A 23,177-nucleotide genomic window follows, 5' to 3' on the forward strand; every position below is an offset into this window, starting at 1 on the left:
ATGAGCGGTTACATTCTGGGCCTTGATGCAGGCAATACAGTCATCAAGGCGATCATCTTCGACATGACGGGACGCGAATTGGCGCTCGCGGCGCTCGACGGGCATTCGTCGATGCCGAAGCCCGGCCATGTCGAGCGCGATCTCGGCGAGCTCTGGCGCAACGCCGTCACAGTGATCGGCCGCTGCATCGCGGAGGCCGGCATCAACGCCGGTGACATCGTCGCAATCGGCTGCGCCGGGCACGGCAACGGCCTTTATGCGCTCGACCGGGCGGGTGCGCCGCTGATCGGCATCCAGTCGCTCGACACCCGCGCCGTCGGCATGGTCGGCGAATGGGCTAAGAGTAATGTCGGCGACCGCACATATCAATTTTGCCTGCAAAAACCCTGGGCCGCGCAGACGCCGACCTTGCTCGCCTGGCTGAAGCGGTTCGAACCGGAGCTGTTCGGCCGCATCGGCACAGCATTCTTGTGCAAGGATCTTATCGTCAACAGACTGACCGGCGCGCGTTCCACGGATGCCACCGACATGTCCGGTTGCGGTTTGCTGTCGATGCCGGGACGGCGCTACGAGCAGGATTTGCTCGAGGCCTATGGCCTTGGCGACTGCGCCGACCTGCTGCCGCCAGTCCTGGAATCGGCCGAGATTGCCAGCCATGTCACTCGCGATGTTGCGTCGCTCACCGGCCTGCGCGCCGGCACTCCCGTCGTGGCAGGCCTGTTCGACGTCGTCGCCAGCGCCATCGGGTCCGGCGTCACTCGCACGGGTGCCGCTTCGATCATCGCCGGCACCTGGAGCATCAACCAGGTCATCACCGACGAGCCGATCCGCGAGCCGTCGATCTTCATGCTGTCGACCTTCGACCCGACGCGCTATCTGGCGATTGAATCCAGCGCTACTTCAGCCACCAATCTGGAATGGATCGTCCGCGAATTCCTCGACCATGCACCGGAAGGAAAGTCGCCGTTCGAACTGTGCAGCGACCTTGTCGCTTCCGTCGATCCGACCGGCGACATCCCGATCTACCACCCCTTCCTCTACGGCTCACAGAAGAACGGCAAGGCGCGCGCCGGCTTCTATGGCATGGCGGGCTGGCACACGCGGGCGCATATGCTGCGTGCCCTGTTCGAGGGCGTTGTGTTCGAACACAAACGACATATCGAAACGCTCTATGCAGCGGGCGCGGGGTTCGATGAAGCGGTGTTATCCGGCGGCGGCTCACGCAGCGACGTCTGGGCGCAAATTTTTGCCGACGTGCTTGGCGTGCCGGTCACCGTCGCGAAGAGCCGCGAAACCGGCGCGCTGGGAGCGGCGATTGCAGCAGGCACCGGCGTCGGCGTCTTCGCGAATTTCGCTGCCGGCGCCACGGCGATGACCTCGGCCGCGCGCCGCTATGCGCCGAACGACGCGGTTGCCCCAGCCTATGCCGCGCGCTACCAGCTCTATGGCGAGATCAACGAGGCGATGGCCCCGATGTGGGAACGCATTGCCAGCCGACGGGCGCTCCAGTGACCGTCGCTCGTCCATCTGATTTCGGTGAGTTCGACTATGTCGTCGTCGGCGCCGGTTCGGCGGGCTGCGTGCTCGCCAACCGGCTCTCCGCCGACCCGCGAAACAAAGTCCTGCTGCTCGAAGCCGGCGGCAGCGACCGCTACCATTGGATCGATATCCCGATCGGCTATCTTTATTGCATGGGCAACCCCCGCACCGACTGGCTGATGAAGACCGAGCCGGACCTGGGGTTGAACGGACGCAGTCTCAACTATCCACGCGGCAAGGTGCTTGGCGGCTGCTCCTCGATCAACGGCATGATCTATATGCGCGGCCAGGCCGCCGACTATGATGGCTGGCGGCAGGCCGGCAATGCCGGATGGGGCTGGGACGATGTGCTGCCTTATTTCCGCAAGTCGGAGGATTATCACGGGGGCGCCAGCGCGATGCATGGCGCCGGCGGCGAGTGGCGTGTCGAGCGGCAACGGCTGTCCTGGCCGATCCTCGACGCTTTTCGCGATGCTGCCGAAGAGCTCGCAATTCCGCGCACTGAAGACTTCAACCAGGGCACGAATGAAGGCTCGGGCTATTTCGAGGTCAACCAGAGGAAGGGTATACGCTGGAACGCTTCCAAGGCCTTCCTGCGTGGCATAAAGGGCCGCACCAATCTTTGTATCCTGACCGGCGCCGAAACGGAACGGCTCGAGTTCGACGGCCGCCGCGTCACAGGCGTCGTCTTCCGTCAAGGCGGTACGCTGCATTTCGCCAGCGCCCGCGAAACCATTCTGGCCGCCGGCGCCATCAATTCGCCGAAGCTCTTGGAACTCTCCGGCGTCGGACAGGCAGAACTCCTGTCGCAGCTTGGCATCCAGGTCCGGCACGCCTTGCCGGGTGTCGGCGAAAATCTGCAGGACCATCTGCAGATACGCATGGTCTTCAAGGTCAAGAACGCCGTTACCCTCAACCAGCGCTACCACAATCTTTTCAGCCGCGCGGCGATGGGGGCCGAATATGCCCTGTGGCGCAGCGGGCCGCTGTCCATGGCGCCAAGCCAACTCGGCATCTTCGCCCGTTCCGATCCGCGGCTCTCAACACCCGATCTCGAGTATCACGTGCAGCCGCTCAGCACCGACCGACTGGGCGAGCCGTTGCATCGTTTCCCGGCCGTGACCGTCTCGATCTGCAACCTGCGCCCTGAGAGCAGGGGCACCGTGCATATGGCAACGCACGACCCGCGACAGCCCGCGAAGATCCGGCCGAACTATCTTTCGACGAATGGCGACCGCAGCATCGCAGTGGCCTCGATCGAGCATGCTCGGCGGCTGATGAAGGCGAAGGCCATTGCTCGCTTCTCGCCGGAAGAGATGTTGCCAGGACAGCAATTCTCCAGCCACGATGATTTGGTGCGCAAGGCGGGCGACATCGCCACGACCATCTTTCACCCGGTCGGAACCTGCAAGATGGGGGCGGACAGGATGGCCGTGGTCGACGACCGCTTACGCGTCCATGGCCTTGCCGGCCTGCGCATCGCCGACGCCTCGATCATGCCTTCCATCGTTTCCGGCAACACCAACTCGCCGGTCATCATGATCGCCGAGAAGGCGGCGGAGATGATCTTGCAAGACGCGTTGCGGTAGCCTGGGTTTCCGCCACACCACCGAGTCTCGCCAAATCGCCGACCTCAACGAGAGGAACATGCGTCCCCAAAACGGCCAAGTCAGTTTGAAATCTCTGACCTGAACTTGCTTGGCGGCTGCCCGAACGTCTTGTGGAAGACCTTCGAGAAATGCGAGGCGTTTTCAAACCCGACCTCTATGGCAATCTCGATCATCGGGGCCTTGGTCTGCATCAGGAGGCGCTTCGCCCGCTCAAGACGCACTCTTAGGTAAACAAGTGCCGGAGAGTTCTTTGTTTCTTCCCTGAAGAGGCGCTCGAGCTGCCTCCGGGACAATCCGACAGATGCCGCCAATTTCGGTATGGAGAGTTTGTTGTCGACATGGTTCTCCATGATGATGAGCGCCGCCTTGAGCCGGGGATTTTTGCACTCTATGAAAGGCGGCCTGCGCGGCTGGATGTCCGAGGGCGAGCGTGCCTTCTCGATCTGCAACACTTCGAGGGCGTTTCTCTCAGCCTCATTGCTGATGTGACGCCTGACGATTGAAGCGGCCATGTCAGCCGCGCTGCTGCCCCCGGCACAAGAACCTCTGGCATGGTCAAGATTAAACAAGCGGTCCGCCCTGACGTCATGATCCGGGAAGCGCTGGCGGAAAGCCTCATAGTGGAGCCAGCTGACGCAGGTCCGATGGTATTTCATCAGGCCCGCCTCAGCCAGGATGAACGTGCCCGTGCAAACCCCGATCAAGGGAACCTTGCTGGCGGCCGCTCTCTTCAGGTAGGTGACTGTCTCGCTGTCGACCGGGAACTCATTGTTGAGCAGACCGCCGACGACAACGATGTAGTGCAATTCCCTCGGGTCCACGAAATCCGATGTCGGAGCGACCTGCACACCACAACTCGAGGTGATCAGGTGCCTGGTGCTCGCCAGCACCTGCCAATCAGCCAACACCCTACCAGACCTGTCGGTCTCGTCGCTTGCCAATCTGAGAGTGTCGACGAACAATGCGAACGCGGAAAGAGTGAAGGAACGAGCGAGGATAAAGCCGATCTTCAATCGGCCAACCCCCGGAGCTTCATTGGCTGCTTTCATGGCCTAACCCTCTGCCTATCTGGCCGCCAGCGCTAGAGCGGTTCAGCTTTTGATGGAATCGCCGACCCGCTCTAAGCTTTTGTTTTTACGCAATTCCGGACGGAAAACCGCTACGCACTTTTCCTGGAATTGCTCTAGCGCCGTCTGAGACGCTGCGTCCGGACCAGCTTCGATCGCAGTGTCGAAACCGTTTTCCCGCATCGCAATGATGCCAGCCGCTGTCGTCCCGTTGTGGTCCACGAACGACTCGACCGTCGTAGAACAAGTGCCGTCGATCGCCGCTCCTTGCCATTCAACTCCGCCGATCACACCCCGCGCCTGATGTCTCCGGCGCTCGACTTCGGCTACTTGATCTGGAAGCCGTGGGCCAACGGATCGCGATCGTCGACGAAGATAGTATTGTGGCCGATGATCCGCGCCCAGCCGCCGACACTGGGTTTTATGCCCTTGAAGCAGCCTATGTCTGCCTCCGCCTCGACGCGGCCCTCGAACGCCGTGCCGATCAGACTTTCCTGGCGGAACGTGTCGCCGACCTTCAGTCGTCCCTTGCCATGGAGTTGCGCCATGCGAGCCGAAGTTCCCGTGCCGCCGGGCGAACGGTCGATCGCCTTGTCGCCGTAGAACACCGCGCCGCGGCCGTCGGCATTGCTGCTCGATGGCGCGTCGCACCAGATGGCGTGATGCACGCCGCGTATTTTCTCGTCCTCGGGATGGACTGGATCGCAGACGGGTTCGAGCGCTTCGCGGAGAGCGCGGCTGAGGTCCACGATGTCGCTCGCCGATAGGCCGTCCAGGCCCTGCCATGTTTCCTGCGGCTCGACGACGGCGTAGTAGTTGCCGCCATAGGCGATGTCGACGACGAGCCGACCGAGACCAGGGACATCGACGGCGACGTCCGCGGCATGCAGATAGCTGGCAACATTGAACATGCGGACGGAGTCCACGAACTCGCCCGGCTTCTCGTATTCGATATCGACCCTGCCAGCCGGCGTCTCGATCGACAGCCTGCCCGGCACCCGGGGCGTTACGAGGCCTTCTTCGATGGCCGCCGTCACCAGGCCGATCGTGCCGGCGCCGCACATCGGCAGGCATCCGCTGACTTCGATGAAGATCACGGCGAAATCACAGTCCTGACGAAACGCGGGATAGATAATCGCGCCCGACATGATGTCGTGCCCGCGCGGTTCGAACATCAGTGCCTGACGGACCCAGTCGTGGTCGCGTAGGAGCAGGTCGCGCCGCTCGGCGATCGGGACATGGGGCAGTAAAGGGCCACCTCCCGCGACCAGCCGGACCGGATTGCCGCAGGTGTGGGCATCGATGCAGAAGAAACTGCGGCGCATGGTATTCCCTTTGCGGTTCAGGCGGCCTTGCCTGGTCTCTGGCGGCGCTGCAGCACGCCCCTGGAGACCCTGTCGAGGAGAATGGCGACGGCAACGATCGACAGTCCGGCCCGCAGGCCCAGGCCCATTTCCATTCGCGTCAATCCCCGCGTCACCTCGGCTCCAAGACCGCCTGCTCCGACGAGGCCCGCCAGCACGACCATCGCCAGCGACAGGAGGATGCACTGGTTGAGACCGACCAGGAGTGTCGGCGTCGCCGAGGGGATTTCGATCTTGAACAGGATCGACCGCGGCGAAGTCCCGGTCGCATGGCCGAGTTCCAGGAGGTCCTTCGGCACCTGGTTGAAGGCCAGGGTGGTCAGGCGCAGCATCGGAGGTATGCCGTAGACGATCGTCGCGATGATCGCCGGAACACGGCCGAGACTGAAGATCATGACGGCAGGGATGAGATAGACCCACGGCGGCACGGTCTGCATGATGTCCAGCACGGGTCGGATCCCGGCCTCGAATTTCTTGTACCGTGATGCCAATATGCCGAGCGGGAAGGCGATCGACACGGAAATGATCACCGCCACCGTCACCAACGCCAGCGTCTGCATCGAGGCGGTCCAAAACCCCGCCAGCAAGCAGAATACAAGTGAAATGGCTGTCACCACCGAGACCCGAACGCTGACGAAGAAAGCGGCGAGAAGGACAGCCACGGCGATCATCGCGTAGGGAGGTGGGTAGAGCAGAACGGCTTCGATGCCCCCCAGCACCGCCTCGATCAGCTTGGTCACCGCATCGAAGAACGGATGGAAGTTCTTGTTCAGCCAATCCACGGCTGGGGCTAGGTAGGCGCCCGGCGAAAACTGGAGCAGATCGGGGTCCATCATGCGCCTCCCTTGGCGCGGCGCGCCGCGCTCTGCGTGAGCCTGTCGAGCACCATGGTCAGGATGACGATTGCGATCGCGGCGTTGATTGAAGTGGCGATGTCGAGCGTGCGCACGGCCGAATAGATCGTCTCTCCGAGACCTCCCGAACCGACGATGCCGGCGATGACGACCATGCCGAAAGCCATCATCAGGCTCTGGTTGATCCCCGCCATCACGCTTGGAATGGCGAAAGGAAGCCTGATCTTGATGAACATCTGCCAGGGTGTCAGACCACTTGCCTGGCCGAGCTCGACGAATTCGAGCGGTGTCATGCGGATACCCAGGGACGTGAGCCGGATGGCGGGAGGCATGGCCACGATGAACGTGGCGACAAGCGCGGTCGCGGGCCCATAACCGAGCAGCGCGATTGCAGGAAGCAGATAGATGTAAGGCGGCAGGGTCTGGATCAGATCGAGCACCGGCTCGAGAAACCGGTCGAACGACCTGACGAAGCCCGCCACGATGCCGGTGGGAATGCCGACGAAAAGGGCCAGGATGGTAGCGGTGATCACCAGGGCCAATGTGCTCATGGTTTCCGTCCAGAGGCCCATCACCGCGCAAAAAATGATCGCAAGTCCCGCGAGGACGCCGGACAAAGCGCTGATCAATCGCCATCCGAGCAGGGCTGCGATGATGGCGATTACATGAAACGGTGCCAGCTGCAGAAGCCACAGGACGCCGTCATAGGTTCCTTCAAGCACGCTCCGGACGAATTCAAACAACCATTCGCCGTTGTCGCTGATCCAGCCGAGCGCGGCATCCGTCGAGGTATCGAACGTGTCCGTAATGACTGAAATGTCCATTTGCTCCTCCTGACCTAGCCCGCAGGCTTGCCGGCGACACCGCGGAGCAGACCACGGATCGTTACGACACCGACGATGGCTCCATTCTCGACGACCGCGACCGCGTCTCGATCGGACTGCATGGTCAGGTCGATGAGCTCGCCGATATCGGCCTCCGGCGACGTCCGAGGAAGTGCATCCACGTCGCCATGCGGTTGCGCACTCTTGAATTCGGCGACGGGCCGCATCACGGAGTGCGCCTTGACCAGGTGAATCCTGGATATGCCCGCCACGAAATCGGAGACGTAGTCGTCAGCGGGTTTGGTTACGATTTCCTCGGCCGTGCCGACCTGGACGATGACACCGTCCTTCATGATGGCGATCCGGTCGCCAATGCGGATGGCTTCCTCGAGGTCGTGGGTGATGAAGACGGCGGACTTGCCGAGCGACTTGGTCAGCTGTCGGAATTCGTCCTGCAATTGGCGGCGGATCAGCGGGTCGAGGGCGCTGAACGGCTCGTCCATGAGGATGATTTCGGGATCTGCCGCTATGGCCCTTGCGAGGCCAACGCGCTGCTGCATGCCGCCGGACAGTTCCCTGGGATAGCGCGACGTCCAGTCTGCAAGCCCAACCTTTTCGAGGGCCTCGCGGGCGATCCTGTGGCGCTCCTCTTTCGCAACGCCCTGGGCCTCAAGACCGAAAGCGGCATTCTCGAGAACCGTCCTGTGGGGGAGAAGTGCAACGCTCTGAAACACCATGCCGATGTTGCGGGCGCGCATATCGCGGAGCTCCGCCGCATTCAGCCTGGCGATCTCCTTGCCTTTCACCGTAATCTTGCCGAGGCTCGGTTCGATCAGTCGGTTAAGGAGGCGGATCAGCGTCGACTTGCCACTCCCCGAGAGGCCCATGATGCAGAAGATTTCGCCGCGGCGGACCTGGAGGCTGGCGTCGGAAACGCCCACCACGCAATCAAATTCCTGCAGCACCTGCTTCTTGGAAAGACCACGCTCGGAGATGGCCTTGACGGCGGCCTGAGCGCGGCCACCGAAAATCTTCCATACTGACTGACAGTCGACCAGCACTTCGTTGGAGTCATTCATTGCAGTGTTCATTGCGTTCCCCATGGGCCGGTTTGGCGGTGGCCTTCATGTTTCGTAGTTCCACGGCGAGCCGCCGATATCGGCGGCCCGCCGTTTCGGCAATTATTCGGCCTTGATGTTCTCCCAGCGCTTGAGGAGGTCGGCATGGCTGTCGGTCCAGTCCTTGATGGCCTCGTCCATGGTCTTGCCCTCGTTGACCGCGCCATTGATTGCGGTGATATCGGCAAGCGGGACATAGACGCTGGCGATGACTTCGCGAGCGTGCGGGTTGTCAGCGGAGAAGCCCTTCTTGCCGATCCAGTAGTAGCTCTGCGGCGGCGGGAAGATGCCCTTCGGGTCCTTGAGGAACTTGACGTCATACTTCTGCATCATCCAGGAAGGTTCCCAGATCGTGACGGCGATCCATTCCTTGCGGTCGACGGCCGATTTGAGTGCAGCGGTCATCGCGGCGGTGCTGCCTTCGACAAGCTGGAGCTTGAGGTCATAGGCTTTGACCGCGTTTGCAGTGTCTCGCATCAGACCCGATCCAGGCTCGATGCCGACAAGCTTGCCGTCGAACTTGTCTGCGTTGTCATTCAGCTGGTCCGTGGAGTCGATCGTCACGTACTTCGGCACGGCGATGGCTTGGAACAGGCCATGCGAAACCGGAGAGATTTTCTCGAGGCGGTTCTTGTTCTTGTCCCAGTAGTCCTGGGCGACATAGTCGGTCTGCGAGGCGAGGATCTGGATGTCACCCTTGGTCAGCGCGGCGTAGGCGATACCCCACTCGGAAAAATCCACCACCTTGACGGTGTAGCCCGAGTCTTCGAGCACCTTCTTGGTGATGCCGGTGATGGGGGTGAGGTCCTCCCAGGACATCGTGCCCACGGTAATGGTTTTTTCCTCCGCCTGAGCAGAAAGCATGGTCATACCGACCATCGCGGCAGCGCAGAGCGCTTTCCACAACGTCTTCATTTTACTCACTCCTTATTTTTGTTCCCATTTTCGTTTGAAGACTTCGCGGTCGGCTCAGTCTCCATATTGCGCGGCGAGGGCTCATCCCTCGCGGCCTGCACGCAATTCCTGCCATCGGATCACGGCGTTGGCGCCGAGCCATGTGAGCGGCTCCGGGGGGAGGCGCGCGGGCTCCGGCTGATCCGAGAATTCGTCGAGCATGTCCGAGCGGGTACCGGTCGCCAGATCGGCGGCCATGACGCCCGCAAGCGTGCTTTTCACGGTCCCAAGACCGTTCTCGCAGCACGCGGAGTAGAGGCCTTCTTCGATTTCGCCGAAGGCGGGCACATGGTTCCGGCTAAGGCAAAGCCGCCCGGCCCAGACGTGCTCGAACAGCACGTCCTTGAGCTCCGGAAACCTGGCGTCCAGGGACGTCCGCTGCTCGGCGGCGATCCTGGCCAGGCGTTTCTCGCCCACTTGAACAGTCCAGTCGTAAGTGAACCGGGTCCGGATCACGATACGCGAGGATCCATCGGTGGTGATCTTCCTGACTGTCGCACCCATCGGATCAGCCGGAAGCAACGCCCACCTGTCCTTGCCAGTGGACCGCGAGGTGAAGGGGGCAGTCATCGATGCGTAGGTGAAGATGTGCATCAAGCGGCCGCGGAAGTGGCCGAAATCCTCGATGTGGCCATTGATGCCCAGGATGACTTTCGGTGCCGTGACGCTTCCGTTGCGCGACACGGCCTTCCACATCCCGCCCCGGCACTCGAGCTTGAGCACCGGCGAGTGCTCGAAGATGTCGGCCTTCGATGCCAGCCCCGCCGCGAAGCCGCGTATATAGTCGGCGGGCTGGATCATCACGGCGCCCGGCGTGTAGAGACCTCCGAGATAGTAGGACGATCCGGTGATCTCCCGCATCTCGCCGGCATCCAGGAAGCGGTGCTCCTCGCCGATGCCTTTGAGCGAGCGGCCGTAATTCGCGTTGAGCTTCATTCCGCGCTCTGTCGCCGCGGCATTGATCTTGCCCGACGGATCGAAGGTGCGCTCGGACATGCCGTATTCCGCCGCGACGTCGGCGGCGAAAGAGATCGCAAAACGGTTCTGAGCGATCTCCACTCTCGTCGCGGTCTCGTCGGCGACGGAGTACTCGCCCGAGGACAGATTATGCGGCACGTCGATCATGTAGCCGGAGTTCCGGCCCGAGGTGCCTTTGGCGATCTCTCCCGCCTCCAGCACGACGATCTTGTCGTCAGGCCGGAGTTGAGACAGCCGCCGCGCGGCGGAGAGGCCGGCGAAGCCCCCACCGATGATCAGCCAGTCGGCCGACACGTCGCCGTCGAGCGTCCGGACGGGGAAACTGCGTTTGCTGATCGCCTCCCAGCCCGAGGTTCCGGATTCCGCCGGAAGACGCTTGACGACGATTTCGTTCATCGGATGGTCTCGTCGACCGAACGGTCCGAGACGTCGATCCAGACCGTCTTCAATTCACAATAGTTGTCATGCGCGAAAACCGACTTGTCGCGCCCGCCGAAACCGGATTCCTTGTAGCCGCCGAACGGTGTCGTCGCGTCGCCTTCGCCGAAGCAGTTGACGGTCACGACGCCCGCCCGGATCTCGCGCGAAAGCTTGATCGCCTTGCGCAGGCTTCCAGTGTAGACGGACGCGGTCAGGCCATAGTTGGTGTCGTTGGCGAGAGCCACGGCTTCGGCAAGGGAATTGAACGTCGTGACCGAAAGGATCGGCCCGAAAATCTCCTCCTGAAACAGGCGGCTCGAAGGCGTGACACCGTCGACGACGGTCGGCTCGATGTAGATACCCTTGTGCGTGCCGCCGCCATGGACGACGGAGAGCTTTTCGGTCTTCACGTCGCCGAGGAAGGATTTCACCTTCTCGAAATGGCTCTTGCTGACCAGCGCGCCGATGCGATTTTCCGGGTCGAGCGGGTCGCCCGTCTTCCACTCGCGCATGTAGGCGCCGATCCGCTGCAGCAACTCGTCCTTGATCTTGGCGTGGACGATGAGCCGCGATGTGGCCGAGCAGTTCTCGCCCATGTTCCAGAACGCGCCGTTGACCACCTGTTCGGCGACCAAGTCGAGGTCTTCGGCATCCTCCAGAACCACGGCCGGGTTCTTGCCGCCGCATTCGAGGACGACGCGCTTGAGATTGGAGTCCGCTGCGTAGCGCAGGAAGCGCCGACCCGTCGGCGTCGATCCGGTGAACGCCACCATGTCGACGCCCATATGCATGCCGATCGGCTCCCCGACTTCCTTGCCGCCACCGGTGACAACATTGAAGACGCCCGCCGGGATACCCGCCTCATGCGCCAATTCGGCGACACGAAGCGTGGTCAGCGTTGTCTCCTGGGCCGGCTTCACGACCACCGAGCATCCGGCGGCAAGCGCAGGACCGATTTTCCAAGCCAGCATCAGCAGCGGAAAGTTCCACGGCAGGACGCAGCCGACGACGCCGACTGGTTCGCGTACGACCATGGTCAGCGCGTTCGACCCCACGGGGGCCGTGTTGTCATAGAGCTTGTCGATCAGTTCGGCATGCCAACGGATGGTATGGATCGTATCCGGAATATCGACGGTCTGGCATTCGCGGACGGGCTTGCCGCTGTCGAGGCTCTCCATGACCGCAAGTTCGTGGCGGTTGCGCTCCAAGAGTTTCGCGAATTTGAGCAGCACAGCCTTGCGTTCGCCAGGCGAGCGGAGATGCCAGCGGCCGTCGTCGAAAGCTTGCCTGGCCTTGGCCACGGCGAGGTCGACGTCGGTAGCGTCGCACGCCGCGATCTCGGCAAGTGTGTCGCCCGTCGCCGGATTGGTCGTCTTGAATGTCTTGCCGGAATTCGCAGGACGGAACGCCCCGTCGATGAAGGCATTGGTCGGAAACTGGATGTCTGCGGCGAGCGCCTTGTATTCGGCAGCGGTCAAAGGTTCATGCATGGTTTGCTCCCGACGTGATCTGGGCGACCGTGCGCTTCAAGGTGGCGACGACAGTCTGGAGAGTTCGCTTTTCTTCCGAATTGAGGGGACGCAGCGGCGCCCGCACCGGGCCTGCGTTCAGGCCGATCAGCTCGCAGCCGTGTTTGATCGACTGGACGAACTTCCCGCATTCGAGGAAATCCATGAGCGGCAGCATCGCGGTCATGATGGCGCGGCCCTTGTCGAAGTTCCTTTCGAGCACGCAGGCTTCGTAGAGCGCGACATGCTCGCGCGGGAGAAAATTGGAACCGGCGCAGACCCAGCTCCTGGCGCCCCATGCAAAGAATTCGAGCGCCTGGTCGTCCCAGCCGCAAGAGAGCGAGATATGGGGGAACTTTCGCGCCAGCAAATGGAGGTTCCTCGCCTCGCCGGAGCTCTCCTTGATGGCCACGACGTTCCGGGATTTGCCGACGCGGGAGAAATAGTCCTCCCTCATCGTCACCCCCATGCGGGCCGGGTAGTTGTAGAGCATGATCGGAAGGTTCGCCGCGCGGTCGACCGTAAGCGCGTGGACCGCATTCTCGCGCTCCGTCGGCAAGGCATATGGAGGCGACGACACGAGAATGGCGTCGGCGCCGATCTCCTTCGCCGCCTTGGCATATTCGACCGAGTCTTCGGTCCTGGTGGCGCCCGTTCCGATGATGAGCGGAAGCCGGGTGCCAATCACTTCCTTGGCATAGGCGGCGAGATCGAAGCGCTCCTGGGCGCTCTGGGCATAGTATTCACCCGTCGATCCGCCAACGATGATGCCGTGCACCCGGGCTTCGATCAGCGCCTCGAGCACCGCCGCGAAGCCGTCACGATCTATCTGCCCGTCTGGGCCGAGAGGTGTGATGGCCGGAGTGTAGATACCTTCGAACTTCAAGACGATTTCTCCATCGATCGGGCAGGCGTTTCGACAAGCGCGTCCGCCTTCATTCCTTGCGGTGCGATGAACATTTCCATGTTCTCGCGCGACAGTTCCCAGTGTTCGAAAACAAGATCGACGACCGTGTCCTCGTCGTGCGAGCCGATGGCTGCGATGAAGCCATCATGGTGGTCCACGGCGAGCACGAGGCGGCGGCGCATGTCATCGTTGCGGGGCCGGAAGAAGGTGTGGCCGATCCGGGCGTGGTCGATCAGGAGCCGGCCGAGGCTCGGCTGCAGGTAGGCATTGCCCGACATCTCGCCGATGATCTCGTGGAAGCGATTGTTCTCGAGGACCATGGAGAGCGCGTCGCCGGTGACGCTTGCCGTACGGAACCGTTCCTGCGTGTCCTTGAGCTCTGAAAGCTGCTTGGGCTTGAAGTTTTGCACCGCAAGGCGGCCGATCGCGGCATAGATCATCGGCGCGACCAGGAAGAAGTGCCTGAGCGTCTGATGGTTCATGGGGATGACGCGCGCGCCGCGGTTGGCCCGGATATCGATGTAGCCTTCACCCTCGAGCCGACGAAAAATCTCGCGAACCGGGGTTCGGGAGAGACCGTAGCGTTCGCTCAGGCTCACTTCGTCCAGATCCTGATCGGGGTCGAGTTCCATCGTCAGAATCTGACGCTTCAGATCGTCGTAAAGACCGTTCTTTCCGCTCTTCACCGAGGCCTCCTGCTGTCTGAATTCTCGCGACAACGGCTTCCATCGACCGTGTCGACGGCAGGGAATTCGCACATGCAGATGCGCGAGTCAAGAAATTGTATAAGCTGTGTACACATTATTTATACACAGAGAGTACAATTGAGGCTCGGCATGGACCATCGACGGCTGGTGCCAATGGCGCTATGCGACCGAAGAATTCCGTGTTCTCAAGAGGGCTGCGATTCAGGACTCGGCGCAGCTATCCGCGCTACTTGCCAGGCAGACAGGCCTTGGCCGACAGGGAGCTACAATGCGTACGAAAACCAGCATTCGTGTCGTCGGCTGCCATGCCGAAGGTGAAGTCGGTGACGTCATCGTGGGCGGCGTCCTGCCGCCGGCGGGGCGTACGATGATGGAGAAGATGATCACGATGGAACGTGATCACGACCATATAAGGCGGATGCTGATCTGCGAGCCGCGCGGCAGCGTCGCGCGGCACGTCAACCTGCTGGTTCCATCGACGCGTGACGATTGCGTCGCGGGCGCCATCATCATGGAGCCGACGGAATACCCTCCGATGTCCGGTTCCAATACGATCTGCGTCTCCACGGTCCTGCTTGAGACCGGCATGGTGCCGATGCAGGAGCCCGAGACACGCTTCAAGCTCGACATGCCGGGCGGCGTTATCGAGGTGCGCGCCGAATGCCGCGACGGCAAATGCGTCTCGATCACCTTGCGCAACGCGCCTGCCTTTGCCGAACGTCTCGACGCCAGCATCGAGGTCGAGGGGCTTGGCACGCTCACGGTCGACATCGCCTATGGCGGCATGTTCTACGCCATCGTCGATGCCAGGGCGCTCGGTTTCTCGGTCGCCCCCGACGAGGCGCGCGAGCTGGCGGTGGCCGGCGAGAGGATAAGACGGGCCGCGCGCGAACAGCTTGATGTCGTCCATCCGGAATTCGACCATGTGCGCGGCGTGTCGATCGTGCAGTTCGCCATGCCGTTCCAGGGCCCCGGCAACGTCACCCGCAACACCTGCATCGTCTCGCCGGGACGCTCCGACCGCAGCCCGACTGGAACCGGCACGTCGGCCCGCATGGCCGTGCTGCAGGCTCGAGGCTTGATGGGCATCGGCGACGTATTGATCCATGAATCGATCATCGGCTCGCGCTTCACCGGCAAGATTGTGGAGCTGACGGAAATCGGCGACCGCAAGGCGATCGTTCCGGAGATCACCGGCCGAGCCTGGATCACCGGTGAACATGCCTATTATCTCGATCCGACGGACCCATACCCGCAAGGCTACGTGCTGTCGGACACGTGGGGCACTTCCACCTCGGTGAAGCAGTAGGCCTGCCGACGGCCGGCCTCGCCAAAGCCAGAAGCATGAGGCGGTGGACGATCAGGGTCTGAACCGCTCTAGCCGGCAGGGCCGATGGGAATCGGCCCTCTCGCGAGAGACAGGATCGATGCGTTAGCGCTTGCTTGCGCAAACATCGGCGCCTCCGCCTTCACCGGATCCCGCCTGATGTAGCAGGGGTTCGCATCCTGCTTCAGTTTTTGCAGCTGCACGCGTGCCTTGGCGCGAAGCAGCGGGTCTACGGGACCTTCGGATCGATCCTGCACCGCGCTCAAGACTTTCGCTGCCTCGTCCAGTTGCTGGAGCTGCGCCAGGCTGCGGCCAAGGCCGTATTGGGCTCCGGGAAGATCCGGATTGAGCTCCAGGACCTTGCGGAAGGCGTCCGCGGCCTCGGCATGGCGACTGAGCGCCTGAAGTTCAACGGCAAGCCTCGACCATGCCTTGATCGATTTTGGTGCGATGTCCACGAGTGCGCCGAAGGTATCGGCGGCTGACCAATGATCTGCTTTGGCCGCGAGCAATTGACCCAATCCGTACAAGGTACGCGCGTGGCGAGGGTCGATCTCGAGAATCTGGCGATAGGCGGTTTCGGCGTTGGCCAGTTTGCCCGCCTCGTGAAATTTGGTCGCCTGCTCAAGCACGCTTGCCACGGATCTGGCGTCAAGCCGGTCACCGAGATTGCGGCCCGTTTTGGTCTTGACCAGAACACAATGAATCCTGGTCTCGTCGACACCGAATGAATATTTGTAGGACTCGTTGCCGCGCAGGAAATCATAGCTGCGGAAGCCCTGCTCGATCGCACGACGAATGCAATAGGCATGCAGCACAAGTCCCGGTGGGATTTCGTTGGCGGTCTCGTCACGTCCGGCGAGGTGGAAGAGCATCGCCTTTTTGACCGGATCGACCAGGAACGCCAAGCCTGCGAGCGGTTTGTCGTGGTGCCAGAGAATGGGCAGGAACAGCGTCCCGCTCTCGAAGGCATCCTTGAACAATATCCGGTTGGACCTCAACAAGCCGGGCAGAAGGTTGCCCTTCCGCGGCGCCCATTTGATGCGCCACATTTCGAGGATGATGCCGATGTCGCGGTCGATCGTCGAGGCGTCGGCATGGGTGATGCGAAATTCGTCCGACCCGTCCAGTTTGCGCAGGAAGCGCCTGATCTTCTGGCGCGTGTTTGAACTGATCTTCTGCTCGAGATAAGTGTCCCAATCCCCCGGCAGGTTGGTGGCCGGGCAGATGCAGTTGTCGACATTGTCGGTCTTGTTGATGCGCTGCATCCTTTGAGCGGTCAGCCGCTTGTCGGCAAGGTTGTCGAGCAGCAGGCGGCGCCGCTTCTCCGACATGCGCAGATTTTCGAGATGCAGCTTGGCCCAGTTCATCTTCATGAGATGTTTGGCAAGCGCCGGGATCGCGCGGTCGGCAAAGCCTGGTGCGCAAACGATGCCCGTATAGTCGGCCGCGTAGTTTGCGCCCATGTTGATTTCGTTGTGGCAAAAGCCGGTCTTCTTGTTCAGCCTGGTGCGCAGCCGCAACGGCAGCAGGGCGACATAGGGAGACCCTTGCGGTCCCGACCGGGCCGCCAGGATGGACCAGGCGCCTTCAAAACGGCGAAGATAGGACGACAGGAACGTCCAGGACAGAAAGAACTGGGCTTCTGGGTCCTTCTCGTAAAGATCGTCCCAGTTCTGCCTGAGCCCGTTGAGGCCCTCCCGTGTCGTGATGACGTCGATATGCATGGTTTCCCCCGAATTTGTCCCTGTTTGCGAAGCTCACTGTTCCATGAATGCCCTGGCCATGCTGTCGGCGATCGGCTTCGTCAGATAGCTGAAGAACGTCCGCGACTCGGTTTGCACCAGTATTTCGGCAGGCATGCCCGGCGTCGGCGTAAAGCCGTGTGCCTTCGCCAGTTCGCTTGCCGGCAAGCGAACGCGCGCCAGATAGACCTCCTTTGGTGTGGGGCCACTCATCTCAGGCAGCGCGTCGGCCGAGACGTAGTAGACCTCGCCTTCCAGAACCGGCGTGGTGCGCCGGTTGAGCGCGATCAGCCTTATCGAGGCCTGTTGCCCGACCTTGACGTTGTCGATGTCGGTGCGAGGGACCTGCGCCTCGATGACCAAAGGCACGTCTGAAGGCAGGATCTCGAGGATGGCCTTGCCGCTCTCGATGACGCCGCCGGCGGTGTGGTAATGCATGCGTATGATCGTGCCGGGCACGGGCGCATTGATGGTGACACGGCGAAGCACATTCTGCGCCTCGCGTGACTGCTCGCGCACCGCGTCCAGTTCGGCCTCCAGACTCTGCAATTCCTGGAGCGCTGCCTGGCGATAGGCGTCCTTCGTCTGGGTGATCTGCTGCTCGAACCTGATGATCTGTTCGCGGTTCTCGGAAACTTCCGCCACCATTTTGCCGATCTGGCCGTCCGCGTCCGCCATTGCGCGCTGGATCGCCTTCACCTCGGTTCCGCGGATCAAGCCCTGGTCGAGAAGCTTTTTCTTGCCCTGATATTCCTCCTTGAGGAATTGCAATTGCCGCCGGACCGACGAGATCTGCTCCTCGATCCCTTCGTTGCGGAATTCCATCGCTTTCTTGTTCTGATCGAACAGCCCTATCTCGCTGTCACGCTTGCGTCCCGCAGCCTCGAAGTTGAGCTGCTGGCTCTCCATGATCGGCGTGACTTCCGGGTCGTGCCGGTTGTCGAGGATGATCGATGGAAACTGGATCCCGGCGCTGCCTTGCACCTCGGCATTCAAGCGGGCGGCGATCGCCTCGAGCCTGGCCTTTCGCAGGAACAATTGCCGTTCGTTGGTCTGGGCGGCGGTTTCGTCAAGCCTGACCAGCGGCTGATCCAGGCTGACATGGTCGCCTTCGCTGACCAGGATTTCCTTGATGATGCCGCCTTCGAGATGCTGAATGACCTTGTTTTGCCCCGTGGCAACGAAACTGCCCTGAGCAACGATGGCGGATGCCAGCGGCGCCGTGAAAGCCCATGTGCCGAAGCCGCCGAAGGCCACCGAGATGAGCAGGACGCCAACCACGGTCTGTTTCCAGATCGAGCGTGGCACCTCGGAGTACCACTGCATGTCGTGAACTTTTGCGATCTCGGTTGTCATTTTTGATTGCCCGGCTACTGGATCTGATGACCAAACGCCCCGCCTTCGATGCTCAGCCCGCGGGTCGCCAATGCCTGCAGCACATCCTGGCGCATGCCGAACAGGGCAACGGTGCCGTTGACGAGCAGGAGGATCTTGTCGACGCTCTTGAGCAGGGACGGGCGCTGGGTGATGGTGATGACCGTGATCTTGTGCTCCTTGGCGTGCTGCAGTGCGCGCTCGAGCGCCGCGTCACCCGCCGAGTCCAGGTTCGAGTTCGGCTCGTCGAGCACGACCAGGCGAGGATTGCCGAAAAACGCGCGGGCGAGGGCGACACGCTGCTTCTGTCCACCGGATAGCGGCGCGCCGTCGGCAGCCACGAAGGTCTCGTAGCCGTGCGGCAAGGTGGAGATCATTTCGTGGACGTCTGCCAGTGCTGCGGCCTGATAGATTTCGGCATCGGTCGCGTCATCGCGCATGCGGGCGATGTTGGCCTTGATGGAGGCCGGAAACAGCTGAACGTCCTGTGGCAGATAACCGATGTTTTCGCCAAACTGGCGCGGGTCCCAATTGCGCAGATCCATCAGGTCCAGACGGACGTTGCCTGATGTGGGCAGGATCGAGCCGACCAGCATCTTGCCCAGTGTCGTCTTGCCGGCGCCCGAATTGCCGATGATCGCCAAGGAGTCGCCCGGCGAAAGCGCGAACGAGATGCCGTTGAGCACGACGCGCTTGGTTCCCTGGGGCACGAAGAGAAGGCGTTCGACGTCGAGACGGCCCTCGGGACGGGGCAGGTTCAATCGTTCGAAATTGAGCGGGGACGACTGCAGAAGCGAAGCAATCCGGCCGTAGGCGGCGCGGGAATGCACGACCTGGTTCCAGCCCTCGATGGCGCCTTCGATCGGACCCAGAGCCCGACCGGCGATGATCGATGCGGCAATGACCATGCCGCCGGTGAGATGGCCTTCGATCGACAGATGAGCGCCCCAGCCAAGCATCGTCACCTGGGTCAGAAGCCGCACCGCCTTCGAGATCGAAGCAAAGACGATGTTGCGATCCTGTGCGATCACCTGTGCGCGAAGGGAGTTTGCCGTGTCCTTGCCCCAGATCCGCACCGCCTCGGGAATCATGGCCAGCGCGTTGATGATCTGGGAGTTGCGCGACATCGAATCGAGATGGATGTTGGCCTTGCTCTGATGCGCATTCGCCTCGCCGAAGGCCGCCGCCGTCGCGCGCTGGTTGAGAAGCGTGATCAGCAGGAGCAGCAGCGCCGAGGCCATGACGATGAAGCCCTGGTGCGGGTGGATGAGAAACACCGCCAGCATCATGAAGGGAGCCATGGGCGCGTCGAGGAACGACAGCAGCGTGCCGGATGTCAGGAATGTCCTCAGCTGCTGCAGGTCACCCAGGACCTGATACTCTTTGCCGTTGCTGTTAAGGGAGGCTCTCGCCGCGGCACTGAGGATCGGCGCGCCCAGCTGGGCCGCGACCTCGACCGCCGTGCGCATCAGGATGAAGCGGCGAAGCGCATCGAACACCGCCTGCAAGACCACCGCGCCGACAATCACCACCGTCAGCATGATCAAGGTGTCGGCGGAACGGCTGGTAAGAACGCGATCCGAGATCTGGAAGAGATAGATCGGGATCGCCAGGACCAGCACATTGCACGCGACCGTGAACAGCATGACGATGAGCAGGTTTTTCTTGACCGCTCGCAACCCGGCCTTGAGAGAAGCGCCGAAATCGACCGGGCCGAGGCGCTTGTGAAAGACGCCGCCGCCACCGCCACCTCCGCCGCCGCGCCGGCCGCTGTCGTCGTCGCCGCCGGGAGGGGACCCGCCCTGGTGCGGTTCCTTGGCCTTTATCGGACCGGTGTCGCCTTCTATGACGATCATGCCCGGTGTTTTGGGGACGTCCTTCATCTCGGATGTCTTGGGAGCGCCAGGTGTCCCGGGAGCAGCAGGTGCTGTCTTGGCCTGCGGTTCAAGAGGCCGTTGCTGCGCAGGCTCCGGTTTGGCTGCTGACGCGGTCGAGATGCCTTGGTTCTGTGCCGGCGAAGCCGCCCTTGGCTCTGGCTCTGGCGCTGGTCGCGGGAACCTGCTCTCGCGTGGTGGCGCGGGCTCGGGCAAAGCCGCGGCATTGATCTCCCTGGGGCCGGCCATGGTGCTCTGGCTCGGTTGCCGGGCTGGCTCCGGGCGGGTTGGCTGACCGGGGGATTCAGCGGTCGCCTTGTCGCTGGCGGGCACCGGCTTCGGAGTTGGCACGGTGGCCGGTGCCGTCGCACCATCGGGACGCGCCTGGCCGGACAGGCCGCTTGAACGCGCGGTTGTCTGTCCCGCTGAAATCGTTTTGTCCTCGGGCCGCCTCTCCTGCATGGCAGGGGCGGGCGCGGCAGGATCGGCCGCCGGCCTATTCGCCGCCATGGCTTGCGGGGCCGCGGCTGGGCTCGCCGCCGTGTTGGTTGGCTTGATCTCGCCGCCGCTTGGCGCAGGCGCAAGCTTCGCAGCGACGGGAGGCGCCGATGCTCCGACGGCTGGCGCCATCCTGGCCTGGGAGGCGGCGGCAGGCGGTTTGGCCTGCTCTGCCGGATTGCGGGATTGGGGCAGAGCCCGATCCTGCTCGACCTTCGCCGCCGGCTGGGCTGCGACGTCGTGCAGCTGGTCGACGACGGTGTCCATTGCCTTGATGGTCCGGTCGATGACCCGCTCATGCTGCTGCAAGGCGCCCGAAAGTGTCTTGCGGGGTGCCGCGGAACTCGGGTTTTGCGGTGCCTGGTCGCCCTCTTGCAAGGCTGCTTCCAGATCCTCGGCAAACGTCTCCCAAGCCAGGTCGCGATCGTCGGTCATGATATCCCCCCGGATCTCAGATCAGCCCAAAATTGTCTGCATGCCGTCCGCCTGGACGTGGTCCGGCGTCGGCACGATCGGATGGTCTATCTGCGCGTCATCGTCGGTGGTGTCGTCGGCCAGGAAGGCGACCGCTTCGTTCACCAGCGCGTCCGGATTCTGCCCGCCGAGCTCCGGATCGCACGAGATGATGTCTGCCTGGATCAGGATTTCCTGCGAGTAGTGCTCGCCGCCCACATACGTCTTGTCGGTCCCGTCGACGTCGACGATGCCGGCAAAGTTTGCCACCTGGTTGCCGCCAGTGGTGACTGTCCACTCCGCTTCGGGGTGGGCGACGAACTGGTTCATCGCCAAGGCAACCTGGTCGCTGTCGCCCAGCACATTCGTCTGGGAGACGTATTGCACATTGAGCAGGTCGCCCGAAATGTAGAGGACCCGCAAGGTACCGATACCGGCGAAGGCTTCGTCGTTGAGGATGTCGCCAGGACCGCCGGCCTTGCCGGCCGCCATATCCTGGGCCGCCTGCAGATAGGAGTTCGGCAATGCCTCGAAATTGTTCTGCCCGCCGACATTGACGATCGTGGCGTCGTTCCAGAGCAGGTTCCCGGCGGTCGAGTGGGATCCCTCTCCGGACGTCTCGAAGCCATCCACCGCGCCGATGAGATCGTTGTCGATCAGGACGTTGAGCTGATGGATGATGTTGGCGTCATAGATGTTTCCGCCGATGATGATCAGGTCGTAGTACTGGCCCAGCTGATTGATCGATATATCGTTTATCTGAGTGTTGTCGCCGGTGCTCACCATGGTCCTGACGCCGGATGAGGACAGGATCGAGGTGTCGTTGTCCGTCATGAAGCTGTATTGCTCGAGCCAGTTCATGATGATCAGGTCGCCGGTGACCTGCGTCACCACCCAGGCGGCGGGGAAGCCGTCCGCCGCGGTTGGCGCTTCGCTGCCGGCCGACGGATCGATGTGCTTGAACATCGCGATGTTGAAGCTCTCGTCGGGCGCGTTGCCCAGCGCCCACCCGTTCAGGCTGGAGGAGCCCGCATCGGTGTCGCAGCTCGCGTTGATTTGAATGATGGCATTGATTTCATAGCTGTTTCCGACAGCGGCGACGACAGACGTCGTTGTCCAGTTGTTCGTCATGACGGCCGAGTTGATCAGCGTGTTGCCGCCGGCGTCCAACTCGACGCCAGGGTTCAGCAAGCCGTTGCCCCAACCCGACATGAAGTCGGAGGAGTCCGGAGGCGTGTTGTAGTCGTCCTTGTCGGCGCCTTCCCCGGTTCCGTCGGAGTCGTCGTTCTGTTCCTTGAGGATGTTGAGATGGTCCTCCGCCTTCGGCGCGTCGGCTTCGTCGACCAGCTGTCCATTGACGTAGGTTCCTTGGATCGGCCCCGAAGCCGCGTCCGCGTGCACCACGAAAACGCTCGCTTCGCCATCATAGCTGTCGGAATAGGCGGCGATACGCTCGCTTGCCGTGATGACGGTGGTGGCGATGTCCTCGGCGGAGCCCGGCCGTGCCAGATCATCGAGCGGCGACAGTTCCGCCGCGGTGTTCATCAGGGACACCATCTGGCTGCCATCGTCGAGCGTCGGGGTGAATATCAGGCCGTGTCCTCCAGCGCCGACATAGTCGTTGTCGGACAGGCGGATCTCCTGGTTGATGTGAATGGCGACCTCGCCGGGAGGTTCGATGTGCGGCAGGATCATGTGGCCGCCGAACCCCGGCAAATGCGGGATGTGAAACAGGTGGTGGCCAGGGCTCAAATGGCCGGCGTTCGGAATTTCGGGAGGCGTGTACCAGAAGCTCGTGCTGACAGTGTACGGCACCAGTTCCGGCTTGAGCCCCATATACGGAACGTGCGGATCGAAATCGTCCAGCGTATAGGGCGCCTTGACGTTTATGTTCGTGCTGGGAAGGTCGGGGTTCTCTTCCTCGACGGCCTCGGCAATCTTGAAGTCGTCGTAGGTCTTTAGCTGCCGTGCTTCCTCGACCGAGATTTCGAGCATTCCTATAAAGTGCGAGATAGCTTCGGTGATCTTGTCCAGCTGCATGGAATACACGGTAGCC

Annotated in this window: 18 protein-coding genes; 3 read left to right on the forward strand and 15 right to left on the reverse strand. The window is 62.2% G+C overall.

Annotation, left to right across the window (positions count from 1 at the left end):
• Together AC1RUK_RS05300 and AC1RUK_RS05305 are read left to right on the forward strand one after the other, a co-directional pair.
• Entirely contained in the window at window positions 1–1,512 is a 1,512-nt protein-coding gene (locus AC1RUK_RS05300) for an FGGY-family carbohydrate kinase (protein ID WP_481836488.1), read from the forward strand.
• On the forward strand, window positions 1,509–3,128 hold the full coding sequence (locus AC1RUK_RS05305) for a GMC family oxidoreductase (RefSeq protein WP_481836487.1): 1,620 nt from the start codon (window positions 1,509–1,511) through the stop codon (window positions 3,126–3,128). Before AC1RUK_RS05300 ends, AC1RUK_RS05305 begins: the two co-directional genes overlap by 4 nt.
• An 80-nt stretch (window positions 3,129–3,208) precedes the next feature.
• Here AC1RUK_RS05305 and AC1RUK_RS05310 read toward each other — a convergent pair whose 3' ends face one another.
• The 11 genes from AC1RUK_RS05310 to AC1RUK_RS05360 form a co-directional block, all read right to left on the reverse strand.
• The gene (locus AC1RUK_RS05310; protein ID WP_481836486.1) at window positions 3,209–4,198 is read right to left on the reverse strand and encodes a GlxA family transcriptional regulator; all 990 of its coding nucleotides are present in this window, start codon (window positions 4,196–4,198) and stop codon (window positions 3,209–3,211) included.
• Window positions 4,199–4,240: 42 nt separating this feature from the next.
• A complete protein-coding gene (locus AC1RUK_RS05315; RefSeq protein WP_481836485.1) occupies window positions 4,241–4,507 on the reverse strand; it encodes a hypothetical protein in 267 nt (88 codons plus the stop codon).
• A 35-nt stretch (window positions 4,508–4,542) separates the two neighbouring features.
• On the reverse strand, window positions 4,543–5,541 hold the full coding sequence (locus AC1RUK_RS05320; RefSeq protein WP_481836484.1) for a 4-hydroxyproline epimerase: 999 nt from the start codon (window positions 5,539–5,541) through the stop codon (window positions 4,543–4,545).
• Window positions 5,542–5,558: 17 nt separating this feature from the next.
• The gene (locus tag AC1RUK_RS05325) at window positions 5,559–6,413 is read right to left on the reverse strand and encodes an ABC transporter permease (protein WP_436173935.1); all 855 of its coding nucleotides are present in this window, start codon (window positions 6,411–6,413) and stop codon (window positions 5,559–5,561) included.
• Window positions 6,413–7,258, reverse strand: a complete 846-nt coding sequence (locus tag AC1RUK_RS05330; RefSeq protein ID WP_481836483.1) for an ABC transporter permease — start codon at window positions 7,256–7,258, stop codon at window positions 6,413–6,415. The genes AC1RUK_RS05325 and AC1RUK_RS05330 overlap by 1 nt, the downstream gene beginning before the upstream one ends.
• A gap of 14 nt (window positions 7,259–7,272) precedes the next feature.
• A complete protein-coding gene (locus tag AC1RUK_RS05335; protein WP_481836482.1) occupies window positions 7,273–8,349 on the reverse strand; it encodes a quaternary amine ABC transporter ATP-binding protein in 1,077 nt (358 codons plus the stop codon).
• Between the two features lie 90 nt (window positions 8,350–8,439).
• The gene (locus tag AC1RUK_RS05340) at window positions 8,440–9,291 is read right to left on the reverse strand and encodes a glycine betaine ABC transporter substrate-binding protein (RefSeq protein WP_481836481.1); all 852 of its coding nucleotides are present in this window, start codon (window positions 9,289–9,291) and stop codon (window positions 8,440–8,442) included.
• Between the two features lie 81 nt (window positions 9,292–9,372).
• Window positions 9,373–10,704 (reverse strand): NAD(P)/FAD-dependent oxidoreductase, encoded by a 1,332-nt coding sequence (locus AC1RUK_RS05345; RefSeq protein WP_481836480.1) that lies wholly within the window; start codon window positions 10,702–10,704, stop codon window positions 9,373–9,375.
• A complete protein-coding gene (locus tag AC1RUK_RS05350; RefSeq protein ID WP_481836479.1) occupies window positions 10,701–12,218 on the reverse strand; it encodes an aldehyde dehydrogenase in 1,518 nt (505 codons plus the stop codon). The genes AC1RUK_RS05345 and AC1RUK_RS05350 overlap by 4 nt, the downstream gene beginning before the upstream one ends.
• Window positions 12,211–13,122, reverse strand: a complete 912-nt coding sequence (locus AC1RUK_RS05355; protein WP_481836478.1) for a dihydrodipicolinate synthase family protein — start codon at window positions 13,120–13,122, stop codon at window positions 12,211–12,213. The genes AC1RUK_RS05350 and AC1RUK_RS05355 overlap by 8 nt, the downstream gene beginning before the upstream one ends.
• Window positions 13,119–13,829 (reverse strand): GntR family transcriptional regulator, encoded by a 711-nt coding sequence (locus AC1RUK_RS05360; protein WP_436172744.1) that lies wholly within the window; start codon window positions 13,827–13,829, stop codon window positions 13,119–13,121. The genes AC1RUK_RS05355 and AC1RUK_RS05360 overlap by 4 nt, the downstream gene beginning before the upstream one ends.
• Before the next feature lie 289 nt (window positions 13,830–14,118).
• Between AC1RUK_RS05360 and AC1RUK_RS05365 the strand changes: the two genes are divergently transcribed.
• Window positions 14,119–15,159, forward strand: a complete 1,041-nt coding sequence (locus AC1RUK_RS05365; RefSeq protein ID WP_481836477.1) for a proline racemase family protein — start codon at window positions 14,119–14,121, stop codon at window positions 15,157–15,159.
• A gap of 68 nt (window positions 15,160–15,227) precedes the next feature.
• Here AC1RUK_RS05365 and AC1RUK_RS05370 read toward each other — a convergent pair whose 3' ends face one another.
• The 4 genes from AC1RUK_RS05370 to AC1RUK_RS05385 are packed head-to-tail and all read right to left on the reverse strand — an operon-like array spanning window position 15,228 to window position 23,170.
• Entirely contained in the window at window positions 15,228–16,904 is a 1,677-nt protein-coding gene (locus AC1RUK_RS05370) for a GNAT family N-acetyltransferase (protein WP_481836476.1), read from the reverse strand.
• A 33-nt stretch (window positions 16,905–16,937) separates the two neighbouring features.
• Window positions 16,938–18,278: an HlyD family type I secretion periplasmic adaptor subunit gene (locus tag AC1RUK_RS05375; protein ID WP_481836475.1), complete on the reverse strand. Its 1,341-nt coding sequence runs from the start codon at window positions 18,276–18,278 to the stop codon at window positions 16,938–16,940.
• Between the two features lie 14 nt (window positions 18,279–18,292).
• On the reverse strand, window positions 18,293–21,103 hold the full coding sequence (locus AC1RUK_RS05380) for a type I secretion system permease/ATPase (RefSeq protein ID WP_481836474.1): 2,811 nt from the start codon (window positions 21,101–21,103) through the stop codon (window positions 18,293–18,295).
• Window positions 21,104–21,124: 21 nt separating this feature from the next.
• The gene (locus AC1RUK_RS05385; protein ID WP_481836473.1) at window positions 21,125–23,170 is read right to left on the reverse strand and encodes a type I secretion protein; all 2,046 of its coding nucleotides are present in this window, start codon (window positions 23,168–23,170) and stop codon (window positions 21,125–21,127) included.
• Window positions 23,171–23,177 lie beyond the last annotated feature (7 nt).

It is taken from the genome of Mesorhizobium monacense, assembly GCF_056781675.1.

What these genes read in the sequence shown, in the direction of transcription:
- AC1RUK_RS05300 (WP_481836488.1), top strand. Translation starts at nt 1, where the DNA reads ATGAGCGGTTACATTCTGGGCCTTGATGCAGGCAATACAGTCATCAAG.
- AC1RUK_RS05310 (WP_481836486.1), bottom strand. Translation starts at nt 4,198, where the DNA reads ATGAAAGCAGCCAATGAAGCTCCGGGGGTTGGCCGATTGAAGATCGGC.
- AC1RUK_RS05320 (WP_481836484.1), bottom strand. Translation starts at nt 5,541, where the DNA reads ATGCGCCGCAGTTTCTTCTGCATCGATGCCCACACCTGCGGCAATCCG.
- AC1RUK_RS05325 (WP_436173935.1), bottom strand. Translation starts at nt 6,413, where the DNA reads ATGGACCCCGATCTGCTCCAGTTTTCGCCGGGCGCCTACCTAGCCCCA.
- AC1RUK_RS05330 (WP_481836483.1), bottom strand. Translation starts at nt 7,258, where the DNA reads ATGGACATTTCAGTCATTACGGACACGTTCGATACCTCGACGGATGCC.
- AC1RUK_RS05335 (WP_481836482.1), bottom strand. Translation starts at nt 8,349, where the DNA reads ATGAACACTGCAATGAATGACTCCAACGAAGTGCTGGTCGACTGTCAG.
- AC1RUK_RS05340 (WP_481836481.1), bottom strand. Translation starts at nt 9,291, where the DNA reads ATGAAGACGTTGTGGAAAGCGCTCTGCGCTGCCGCGATGGTCGGTATG.
- AC1RUK_RS05345 (WP_481836480.1), bottom strand. Translation starts at nt 10,704, where the DNA reads ATGAACGAAATCGTCGTCAAGCGTCTTCCGGCGGAATCCGGAACCTCG.
- AC1RUK_RS05350 (WP_481836479.1), bottom strand. Translation starts at nt 12,218, where the DNA reads ATGCATGAACCTTTGACCGCTGCCGAATACAAGGCGCTCGCCGCAGAC.
- AC1RUK_RS05365 (WP_481836477.1), top strand. Translation starts at nt 14,119, where the DNA reads ATGCGTACGAAAACCAGCATTCGTGTCGTCGGCTGCCATGCCGAAGGT.
- AC1RUK_RS05370 (WP_481836476.1), bottom strand. Translation starts at nt 16,904, where the DNA reads ATGCATATCGACGTCATCACGACACGGGAGGGCCTCAACGGGCTCAGG.
- AC1RUK_RS05375 (WP_481836475.1), bottom strand. Translation starts at nt 18,278, where the DNA reads ATGACAACCGAGATCGCAAAAGTTCACGACATGCAGTGGTACTCCGAG.
- AC1RUK_RS05380 (WP_481836474.1), bottom strand. Translation starts at nt 21,103, where the DNA reads ATGACCGACGATCGCGACCTGGCTTGGGAGACGTTTGCCGAGGATCTG.